9 protein-coding genes are annotated in these 10,990 nt (G+C 33.5%); 1 reads left to right on the top strand and 8 read right to left on the bottom strand.

What is annotated here, in order from left to right; translation table 11 throughout:
* The first annotated feature begins 290 nt into the window (after window positions 1-290).
* Window positions 291-1,322 (top strand): LacI family DNA-binding transcriptional regulator, encoded by a 1,032-nt coding sequence (locus AC4FRF_RS00120; RefSeq protein WP_491157414.1) that lies wholly within the window; start codon window positions 291-293, stop codon window positions 1,320-1,322.
* Between the two features lie 64 nt (window positions 1,323-1,386).
* Here the strand turns inward: AC4FRF_RS00120 and AC4FRF_RS00125 are convergent, their stop codons facing one another.
* From AC4FRF_RS00125 to AC4FRF_RS00160, 8 genes are all read right to left on the bottom strand, one after another.
* The gene (locus AC4FRF_RS00125) at window positions 1,387-3,003 is read right to left on the bottom strand and encodes a UxaA family hydrolase (protein ID WP_491157415.1); all 1,617 of its coding nucleotides are present in this window, start codon (window positions 3,001-3,003) and stop codon (window positions 1,387-1,389) included.
* Between the two features lie 24 nt (window positions 3,004-3,027).
* Window positions 3,028-4,470 (bottom strand): tagaturonate reductase, encoded by a 1,443-nt coding sequence (locus AC4FRF_RS00130; protein WP_491158280.1) that lies wholly within the window; start codon window positions 4,468-4,470, stop codon window positions 3,028-3,030.
* A 38-nt stretch (window positions 4,471-4,508) separates the two neighbouring features.
* Window positions 4,509-5,180, bottom strand: coding sequence for a bifunctional 4-hydroxy-2-oxoglutarate aldolase/2-dehydro-3-deoxy-phosphogluconate aldolase (locus AC4FRF_RS00135; protein WP_491157416.1), 672 nt, complete (start codon window positions 5,178-5,180; stop codon window positions 4,509-4,511).
* Window positions 5,181-5,191: 11 nt separating this feature from the next.
* The gene (locus AC4FRF_RS00140) at window positions 5,192-6,214 is read right to left on the bottom strand and encodes a PfkB family carbohydrate kinase (RefSeq protein ID WP_491157417.1); all 1,023 of its coding nucleotides are present in this window, start codon (window positions 6,212-6,214) and stop codon (window positions 5,192-5,194) included.
* Window positions 6,215-6,251: 37 nt separating this feature from the next.
* Window positions 6,252-7,664, bottom strand: coding sequence for a glucuronate isomerase (gene uxaC / locus AC4FRF_RS00145; RefSeq protein WP_491157418.1), 1,413 nt, complete (start codon window positions 7,662-7,664; stop codon window positions 6,252-6,254).
* Between the two features lie 24 nt (window positions 7,665-7,688).
* A complete protein-coding gene (locus AC4FRF_RS00150; RefSeq protein ID WP_491157419.1) occupies window positions 7,689-8,477 on the bottom strand; it encodes a gluconate 5-dehydrogenase in 789 nt (262 codons plus the stop codon).
* Window positions 8,478-8,483: 6 nt separating this feature from the next.
* Window positions 8,484-9,323 (bottom strand): 5-dehydro-4-deoxy-D-glucuronate isomerase, encoded by an 840-nt coding sequence (kduI, locus tag AC4FRF_RS00155; protein ID WP_491157420.1) that lies wholly within the window; start codon window positions 9,321-9,323, stop codon window positions 8,484-8,486.
* Between the two features lie 140 nt (window positions 9,324-9,463).
* Window positions 9,464-10,909 (bottom strand): MFS transporter, encoded by a 1,446-nt coding sequence (locus AC4FRF_RS00160; protein WP_491157421.1) that lies wholly within the window; start codon window positions 10,907-10,909, stop codon window positions 9,464-9,466.
* Window positions 10,910-10,990: the final 81 nt, after the last annotated feature.

Here is a 10,990-nt window from a genome sequence, read left to right on the forward strand (position 1 = left end):
ATGAATGCTGTTTCATTAAAAAAGCAAAATTAATGCAATCGATTACACAAAGCTAGATATATTTTTTTATAAAACTATAAAATTCATCTTAAAAAAACAGATATAAACAAAAAAAAGATGTTTTATTTCAATTAAAAGAAAAATTAGTAGTTTATGTATAAAATTCTGTAAAAAAAGCTATTAAAATAAGCTAAAAAAGTACTTTATATACCAAATTTGCATGAATATAAGTTCTAAACAAATAATTATATAAAAAAATATATTATTTTTACCCGAATAGACTAATTATAATGAATGAAAAAACAACAATATATGACATTGCTAAAGAGCTAAACATAACTGCTGCAACTGTTTCAAGAGCTCTAAATAATAATCCTAAAATTAGTCAAAGCACTCGTCAATTGGTTCTCGAAACTGCTAATAGGATGAACTATAAGCAAAACAGATTGGCACTAGCTCTAAGAAGTGGAAAAAGTAATAATGTTGGAGTTATTGTACCGCGCATTAACACCAATTTTTTTGCTTCGGTAATTAGAGGTATCGAAGAAGGATTACACCCTGAAGGTTACCAAGTAATTATATGTCAAACCCATGAAGATGAAAACAGAGAAATTGAAAACGTCAATACTTTATTAAATGCCCAAGTTGATGGTATTTTAATGTCGATATCGAATCTTCCAAAGGAAAACAACCACTATATTGAACGCGTAATTCAGAAAAACATTCCTCTAATTTTCTTTGACAGAAAAAAAGAAATGGACAACGTAAGCTCAGTAACCATTGATGACTACCAAGCTTCTTATCAAACTACGCAACATCTTATTGAACAAGGATGTGATAGAATTGCTTATTTTTCCGGAGATCGTTCCTTAGAAATTTACGAAGATCGCTACAGAGGTTACGAACAAGCTTTACTTGACAATAATATTGCTATAAATGAAGATTATATCATCAACATAAAAAGTAATGTTACCGAAGGAAGAGATGCCGTTGAAAAATTATTAGCATTAAAAAATCCACCAAATGCTATTTTTTCCACTAGTGATTTTGCCGCTTTAGGAGCCATCCAAAAACTTAAAGAACACGGAATTAAAATTCCAGAAGATTTTTGTGTTTTTGGTTTTGGAAATGAACCCTTTACTAAATTCATGGAATTATCTATTTCTTCAGTTGACCAATCTCCTTTAGAAATGGGAAAAATGGCCGCTCAGGTATTTTTAGATAAGATTAATAATCGCGTAACTAAAAAATCTGAAAATAAGGTTGTGATTATGCCTAAACTACTTATTCGTCAGTCTTCAACAAGGATTACAAATAATTAAAAAAAGGGAGGCATTAAAATAAACACCTCCCTTTTTAACTAAAAACAAAATCTAAAAACAATCTTTATAAAGATACTCCTCGTTTCCAAGGAATAAAGTCATTTTGGTTTAATATAGCAGCCTTAGTTTTTACATCACCACTAGCCACTTTTATAATAAATTCTAACATTTCGTCAGCTGTTTCTTCAATCGATTTATCACCTGTGATAATTCCACCTGTATTAAAATCGATAATATCAGACATTTTTTGAGCTAATTGCGTGTTAGACGATACTTTTACAACCGGTGCAATTGGATTTCCTGTTGGAGTCCCTAAACCTGTTGTAAACAATACCATATTAGCACCTGATCCTACCATTGCAGTAGTACACTCCACGTCATTTCCTGGAGTACATAATAATGTAAATCCTGGCTCATTGATATACTCACCATAATCATACACTCCTACAATAGGTGAAGTTCCTCCTTTTTTAGAAGCACCTGCTGATTTCATAGCGTCAGTAATCAAACCGTCTTTGATGTTACCTGGAGAAGGATTCATGTCAAATCCGGAACCTGCATCAACAACTGTTTTTTCATACCATTTCATTAATTCTAAGAAACGTTTTCCGTCTTTATCATCTACACAACGGTTTACTAATTCTTGCTCCACACCACATAATTCTGGGAATTCAGAAAGAATAGTAGTTCCTCCTAGAGCTACTAATTTATCTGATAATACTCCTAATGTTGGGTTAGCAGAAATTCCAGAGAATCCATCAGAACCACCACACTCTAATCCAATTCTTAATTTAGATAATGGAGCTGGAGTTCTCTTAATTTCATTTGCTTTTTTGATAGCTTCAAACGAATCTTTCACTACACTGTTCAACATCGCTTCGATAGTACCAATAGATTGTTGGTCGTAGATCAAAACTGGTTTTTGATTATTTGGGTTAATCGCTTCTAAAGCCTCCTTAAAGATTGAAATTTGTAAGTTTTGACAACCTAAACTCAATACAGTAGCTCCAGCAACGTTAGGATTATTCACATATCCAGCTAATAATTTAGCTAAACTATGAGCATCCTGACGAATTCCACCACAACCACCTTGGTGCGTGATGAATTTCACTTCAATATTATTGAACAATTCAGCATCATTTGAAGCTGCTTCGTTACCAGCACCACCAGTTTCAGATTTTACTAATGAACGCAATAACAATTGGTAATCGTTTTCTTTTGGTTTCATTAATTCTTTCTCAAAAATATCTTTTAAGATTTCGATATTCCTGTTTTCACAAAAAACCAATGGGAAAAACAACCATACATTTTCAGTACCTACTTGACCATCTGCACGTTGGTACCCCATGAAAGTTTTATCTTTCCATTTATCCACATTAGGAACTTCCCAACCAATAGTATCTGTTTTACCAGTTACTTTAGCACTTTCGTGTTTTACATTAAGAGTAGTAATAACATCTCCTTTTGCAATTTTTTGGTTTGCTTTCCCAACGATTACACCATACATATAAATTTTGTCTCCAGATTCAAAATCTTTCATCGCAATTTTATGCTTCATTTTAGTATCTGATATTACTAAAACATCTTCTCCCTCAAATGGAATAGTTTCTCCAGCAACTAGGTCAACTAGAGCTACAGCTACATTATCCGAAGGATCTACTTTTATTAATTTCTTTTGCATCTTACACTTGATTTTTTTGTTCTTTTAGTTTTTCTTAGAAAAATTGATAAACCCTTGCTCAATCCCATTGGTTTCAATTTCATTTAATGCAAGCACTAAAGCTTGTGATAAACCGTCTACTTTATTTAAGTCTTGATCCCAGAAATCGGTATTAGCTAAAACTGTAGCTACAACTGATTCTAAATTCCCTAATTCCCATGCTTTTTTGAATGCTTCCACTAATTCAGGAGTATCTTTTACTGGTAGAGCCTCATTATTCCAATTTCCTTTATAAAATTGGATTAAACAAGCTAATGAAAAAGTCAAACTAGTTGGAAGTTCTTTTTTGGCATTATAATATCCTAATAAACTAGGCAATACTCTTACTTTGAATTTTGAAATTGAATTTAAAGCAATATCAGCTAAAGCATGTTTGATAAATGGATTTTTAAAACGATCCATAACTTCTTCAGCATAAGCCGTAATTTCATTTTTATCCATCGGAAGCGTTTCGCTGATTTCACTGATAACGCTATCAACAAATGGTCCGGTAAAATCACCATTAACTGTTTCCATAACTAATTTGTTACCAAATAAAAGTGAAACAGGAACCATAGCAGTATGCGCACCATTCAAAATACGCACTTTGATCATTTTGAAAGGACGAATATCATCAACAATCTTCACATTTAAATCCGTTTTATGGAATGGTAATTTTGCTTTTAAATCCTCACCCCCTTCAATAGCCCAAAGGAAAAATGGTTCAGCAGCAACAATTAAATTGTCTTGATAATCTAATTTACCATTGTATTCTTCAATATTAGCTCTTGGGTATCCAGGAACAATTCTGTCAACTAAAGTACTGTGGTACGTACAAGCCTCTGAAACCCAAGTTACAAATGCTTCTTCCAACTTCCATAATTCACAATATTGCAAGATACATTTTTTCAAAGCTTCTGAATTGTAATCAATTAATTCACAAGGTATGATAGTAACCGCTTTAGAAGCATCACCATTGAAATGCTTGAATCTTTCGTATAATAAAACCGTCAATTTTGCAGGAAATGAAGTTGGTGGTTGCATATCCGGAGCATCAGTTGCAACGAATTCAATTCCAGCTTCAGTCGTATTTGAAACAATAAATTGAAGTTCCTCTTCTTTAGCTAAAGCTAAATAATCAGCAAAATCAGTATAAGGATTGATTCCTTTAACAACATTAGTAATTAACTGAATATCTTCTATTTTTTCTCCTTTTTTGATTCCATTCATAAACAAAGTATAAAGACCATCTTGGTCATTAATCATGTTTACCATACCAGCCGCCAAAGGCTGAACCATTGCAATACCAGCATTAAAATCAACTTCATTGTTTAATCTTTGAAAAGCGTAATCAACAAAAGCTCTTAAGAAGTTACCTTCACCAAATTGAACTACTTTTATTGGGTTTAATTTTTCTAATCCCTGACTTTTTCTGTTTAATTTTTCCATTACCTCAGACATAATTGGTTGTATACTTTTTTATTTTTTTATTTTTTTCGTAAATCAGCAATAGTTGCTATCGTTTCTTTCACTTTTTGAGCTAAACCAGCGTAATCTTTACTTTGTAAAACAGCAGCAGAGATTAATTGTGAACCAATTCCAACGCAGTAAGCACCAGCATCAAACCAAGATTTCAGGTTATCTCTTTCTGTAGAAACTCCTCCTGTAGGCATAATGTTAGTCCAAGGACATGGTCCCTTTACTCCTTTAATGAATTGTGGTCCATAAATTTCTCCTGGGAACAATTTTACAATTTCGCAACCCAATTCTTCGGCTCTTGCAATCTCAGACAAAGTACCACAACCTGGAGACCATAATACTTTTCTACGATTACAAGCAATAGCAATATCTTCTCTAAAAACAGGAGTAACGATAAAATTAGCACCTAATTGCATATACAATGAAGCAGCAGCAGCATCTGTTACTGAACCTACTCCCATTATCATTCCTGGTAATTCTTTGATAGCATATTTAGTCAATTCAGCAAAAACTTCATGAGCGAAATCACCTCTTGCAGTAAATTCCATCAAACGTGCACCACCATCATAACAAGCTTTCAGAACATTTTTACTTAATTCCAAATCATTACTAAAAAACAAAGGAATCATCCCTGTTTCTTTCATTGCAGTTGCAACTTCTATACGTGTAAATTGAGCCATTTTATCTTTTTTTATCTTGAAACCTTACCTGTGAAATCTCCATCAAGTAACTTTTCAATTTCATTTTTAGTAATTAAATTATAATCTCCGTAAATCGTGTGTTTCAAACAACAAGCAGCAACAGCAAAGTTTAAGGCTCTTTGTTTATCCAAAGGTTCTTCATTTAATCCGTAGATTAATCCCCCCATGAATGCATCACCACTACCTACTCTATCTACAACTGGAGTTACTTCTTGAACTGCAGCTTTGAACACTTCTTTTCCATCATAAAGAATTCCTCCAATACGTTGGTGAGAAGCACTTACCGAATAACGTAAAGTAGTTGCCATGTATTTCAATTCAGGACACAACTTGAAAACAGCATCATAAACAGCTGGTAAAGTTTCTGGCTTTTGATAATCAGGATCTACTTTATCTAAACCTAACATGAAGTTAGCCGTATCAATATCTCCTAAGATGATATTACTATATTTTAACATTTCGGGCATAACGTCTTTAGGTTGTTTGCCATAATTCCACAATTTTGAACGGTAATTCAAATCAGTAGAAATAGTTAAACCTAATTCGTGTGCTACTTTAATAGCTTCAAAACAGGCTTCGGCAGCCGTTTCAGACAGCGCTGGAGTAATTCCGCTCCAGTGAAACCAAGTAGCATCTTTTAAGATTTCTTTCCAGTCAAATTCTCCTTTTTTCAAAGTAGACATTGAACTGTTTGCTCTATCATAAATTACATTACTGGCGCGAGTACTAGTTCCTGTTTCAAGAAAATAAATCCCTAAACGATCGCCACCTTTCATTACATTATGACAATCTACATCTAGTTTGCGCATTTCATGAATAGCACAATTTCCTAATTCATTATTAGGAACTTTAGTAACAAATTCTGCTTTCATCCCGTAATTTACAAGCGAAACAGCTACATTAAATTCTCCCCCACCATAGGTTGCTTTATACGATTCAGCTTGAGAAAACCTCAAATGCCTGTCAGTAGATAAACGCAGTAGAATTTCTCCAAAAGTGACTACTTTTTTCAAATGAAAAATATTTATAAATTATACTTTAGTTATTTTATTAGCCTTTTACTGGAAATTTAAAATATTCCTTAGCATTACCATAGCTAATGTCCGAAACCATTTTACCAATCCATTCCATTTCAGAAGCAGGCAATTCACCTCTTTTGATTTCATCTCCTAAAAGATTACAAAGAATACGTCTGAAATATTCGTGTCTTGGAAAAGACAAGAAACTTCTAGAATCGGTTAACATCCCTACAAAACAGCTAATTAAACTCATGTTAGACAAAGCGTTTAATTGTTTTGTCATTCCGTCTTTTTGATCTAAGAACCACCATCCAGATCCAAATTGTACTTTACCTCTAACACTTCCGTCGTTAAAATTACCAATCATAGTAGCCATAACTTCGTTGTCAGCAGGGTTCAAGTTGTAGATAATTGTTTTAGTCAATTTATCTTTACTATCCAATGCATTCAAGAACGCAGATAGTTTTTGAGCTTGTGGGTAATCACCAATAGAATCCCAACCTGTATCAGGACCTAAGATACGGTGCATACGTGCATTATTATTTCTTAAAGCTCCTAAGTGAAATTGTTGCACCCATCCAAATTCATGGTAAGTTTCACATAAAAACACTAAGATAGCACTTTGAAATTTCAAAGCTTCCTCATTACTGATGGCTTGGTTTTCTCTTTTCTTTTTGAAAATAGCAACCACTTCACTTTCAGTATAGTTTTCAAAATAAATTTGATCTAATCCATGGTCACAAAGTTGACAACCATTAGCATTAAAATACTCAATTCTATTTCTTAATGCTGCGCATAAGTCAGCATAGGTATTAATTTCGATAGATGCTTTTTGACCTAACACATCAAGGTACTCATTATATCCGTCATTTGCAATTAAAATTGCTTTATCAGGTCTAAAAGCTGTACTTACCGTAGTTTTAAAATCACTTTTAGCTAATTGCTCATGAAAATTTAAACTATCAATTGGGTCTTCAGTAGTACAAACTAATTCAGCATTTACTTTACGCAACAAGTTTCTGGTACTGTATTCAGCAGAATTTACCTTAGCCGAAGTTTCATCGTAAATTCTTTCTGCTGATTTTTCGTTTAATAAATCCGTAATATCAAAATAACGAGCTAACTCTAGGTGTGTCCAGTGATACAAAGGATTACGCATAGTGTAAGGAACTGTTTTTGCCCAGTTCAAAAACTTATCTTTATCAGAACCATTACCCGTAACAAATTGTTCATTAATCCCTAATGTACGCATTGCACGCCATTTGTAGTGATCTCCTTTAATCCACACATCAGTGATATTGTTAAAGATTTTATCTTCGGCAATAAACTGAGGATTCAAGTGATTATGGTAATCAATAATCGGTTGGTTTTTAGAATAATTATGGTATAATTCTTCTGCGAATTTATTTTCTAATAAAAAGTTATCGTTTATAAAAGTGCTCATTATATAATGTTATTAAATAATATATTAATCTTCATTTGATGGTTTACCAATGGTAGCCAAGATTCCTCCATCAACATATAAAATATGTCCGTTTACAAAATCACTTGCTTTAGAGGACAAAAAGATAGCTGCTCCGGCTAAATCAGATGGATCACCCCATTTTGCCGCCGGTGTTCTGCTAATGATAAAATCATTAAACGGATGACCATCAACTCTAATAGGTTTAGTTTGTTCCGTTGCAAAATACCCTGGACCTATTCCGTTAATTTGAACGTTGTATTTTGCCCATTCCGTTGCCATGTTTTTAGTCAGCATTTTCAAACCTCCTTTTGCAGCAGCATAAGCAGAAACGGTATTACGGCCTAATTCACTCATCATAGAGCAAATATTGATGATTTTACCAGCTCTTCTTTCAATCATTCCTTTAGCAACATGCTTAGAAACAATAAATGGACTTACTAAATCAATATCAATAACTTCTCTAAAATCAGCAACTTCCATATCAATTAATGGAATTCTTTTAATAATTCCGGCATTGTTAATTAAGATATCGATAGCACCAACTTCACTTTCAATTTTAGCTACAGCGGCCTTAACTTCCTGCTCTTCGGTTACATTAAATTTATAACCCACGGCATTAATTCCTTCACTTTTAAGTTCAGCTACAGCATCGTCAATTTTTTGTTGTGATGAATTTCCATTTACAACAATTGTTGCTCCAGCCTGTCCTAATCCTTTAGCCATTGCCATTCCCAGTCCGTGTGTACTTCCAGTTATAAGAGCAACTTTTCCTTTTATATCAAATAAATTCATTGTCAATTATCTTAAATCTGTGATTTTACAAACATCCATATCTCCATAGTCTAAATTCTCACCTGCCATACCCCAAATAAAAGTATAATTTGAAGTACCAGAACCTGAGTGAATAGACCAAGGTGGAGAAATAACTGCTTGATGATTGTTCATCCAGATATGTCTTGTTTCTTGTGGTTCTCCCATAAAGTGGCAAACTGCTTGATTTTCTGGGATATCTAAGTAGAAATAAACTTCCATACGACGATCGTGAACGTGAGCTGGCATCGTATTCCAAACACTTCCTGGACGCAATTCAGTCATTCCCATTTGTAATTGACAAGTAGTTACTACACTTCCAATAATCATTTGGTTTACCGTACGGTGATTAGCCGTTTCCATAGTTCCTAATTCTAATTTATTTGCTTCTGCTAAACTCACTTTAACTGTTGGATACGTTGTGTGAGCCGGAGCAGAGTTAATATAAAACTTAGCCGGATTTTTAGGATCAATACTTTTAAATATCACTTCTTTATTTCCGCTTCCAATATATAAAGCATCTTTAAAACCTAGTTCGTATGATTTTCCTTCAACCACAACAGCACCATTTCCCCCAACATTGATGATTCCCATTTCTCTACGCTCTAAAAAGTAAGATGATTTTAGAGGATCAATTGTTTCTAAAGTTAAATCACCACTTACAGGTACCGCTGAACCTGCTATATATCTATCATAATGAGAATACGTTAATGTGATTTCATTTTCCTGCATCAAGTTATCAATCAAGAATTCGTCTCTTAATTGTTTGGTATCATATTGTTTTACGGCTTGAGGGCTAGAAGCATATCTAGAACTATAATTTGTCATAATATTTAGTTTTAATGTAATCGATTACAAAAGTATTAATTTATTTTAGTTTATTACTATATTTATAAAAAACAAGTTCTTTATAAAAAGTTAAAAAAAAGAAAAAGCCCTCTTGTAATATTAAGAGAGCTTTATAAATTTTATAAATCTGTTATAGGAGCATATTTTGGTACTAATGATTTCATTACTGTCCATCCTATTAAATAACAAACGGCACAAATGGAGAAGATAATAAAATATCCTGCCTCTATTCCATGGAAGCCCATAAAAGCCATATCTGTTTCTTTAGTAAAATCGAACAATACTCCTGACCCTTTATTAATAACGGTGGAACCAATACCTCCAGCTAATCCACCGATACCTGTAATGGTAGCAATTGCTTTTTTAGGAAACATATCTCCTACAGTAGTAAAAATATTAGCCGACCATGCTTGGTGAGCCGCACCTGCAACTCCGATAATAATTACCGGTAACCAGTAACTAATATGACCTAATGGCTGAGCAACCAATGCTAATAATGGAAAAAAGGCAAAAATCAACATTGCTTTCATTCTTCCTTCATATGGATTCATTCCTTTTTTATCTACAAAATAAGTTGGCAACCAACCTCCAATAATAGACAACAAAGTAATCATATATAATACGAACAATGGAAAAGCTGCTTGCGTAGAATCCATTCCGTACACAGAACTTAAATAAGCTGGTGTCCAGAATAAGAAAAACCACCAAACCCCATCAGTCATAAATTTACCAAAAGCAAAAGCCCATGTTTGTTTGTATCTAAAGCAATCTTTAAATGTAACTCTTGTAGCGGTTTCAGGCACATAACCTTCAATTTTACTATCAGCTAATATGTCTTGCTGGATGTACTCTAATTCAGCAGCATTTACTTTAGGGTGATTTTCTGGCTTATCATACATAAATATCCAGAATCCCATCCATAAGAAACCTAAGGCTCCAATGATTATAAAAGCCATTTCCCAACCATAAGCTTCTGCTATAAAAGGAATTGTAATTGGCGCAGCCAATGCTCCAACTGTTGCTCCAGCATTAAAAATACTAGTTGAAAATGCTCTATCTTTTTTAGGAAAATATTCAGCAGTAGTTTTAATAGCAGCTGGAAAGTTTCCTGCTTCACCTAAAGCTAAAACAAAACGTGCAAAAATAAACAAAGTCACACTCACATTAATTACCATTCCTGTATCGCCAACAGTATGGATAGCCTCTTTAGCTCCTTCAAAACCTACAAACCAGTTTCCTGTAATTATTCCTGAAGTTCCAATTCCGGCAAACGCATGTAAACAAGCACCAAGAGACCAAACCCCTATTGCCCATAGAAATCCTTTTTTAGTATCCATCCAGTCTACAAACTTTCCTGCAAACAATAATGAAACCGCATAAAAAATTGAAAACAAGGCGGTGATATTTCCGTAATCGTTATTTGTCCAATGAAATTCTGGAGCTATAAAATCACTCCAAGTTAAAGATAGAACTTGTCTATCCATATAGTTTATTGTGGTTGCAAAAAACAATAACGAACATATTGTCCAGCGATAATTTCCAACAGCTTTATGTGCTTGGTTCATAATTAAAAAGTTTATAAAAAAGTTAAAGTTAAATATTCATTACAAGACCTTTACCTTAATAGCTTAGCTACTGTAGAAAAG

Source organism: Flavobacterium sp. ST-158 (assembly GCF_058309975.1).